The organism is Pseudophaeobacter profundi (assembly GCF_029697505.1).
In the GTDB taxonomy this organism is placed as follows: domain Bacteria; phylum Pseudomonadota; class Alphaproteobacteria; order Rhodobacterales; family Rhodobacteraceae; genus Pseudophaeobacter; species Pseudophaeobacter profundi.
The window spans coordinates 1-277 of the sequence record NZ_JARJEF010000221.1; the positions used below are offsets into that span (position 1 = coordinate 1).

Sequence of the window (277 nt, forward strand, 5' to 3'; positions counted from 1 at the left end):
TATCGAGTTCCCTTTTGGCTTTCTCAGCATTTGATCGGTAGTCCATTCGGATAAAAGCAAAGTTCTTTTCTCTGTTGACAAAAAGTTCACTTGTTTCTCCATAAGATGAAAACAACCCATTCAAGTCATCATCTGTTATGTCGTTTGTAACATTACCAATGTAAAGTCTGGCTCGGCCAGCAAACTTCTTCTCCACATTTGTGCCTGGAGGTAGATCAACTGTTGGTCCGCCAATGCCCATTAATTTGTCAGTCAGCCGATCATCTTGAGAGCGAGG

The 277-nt window shown here is 42.2% G+C and carries 1 protein-coding gene; it reads right to left on the reverse strand.

The features are described 5' to 3' along the window. On the reverse strand, positions 1 to 277 hold a 277-nt coding region (locus P2081_RS20800; protein ID WP_278924688.1), incomplete at both ends, for an RNA-binding protein.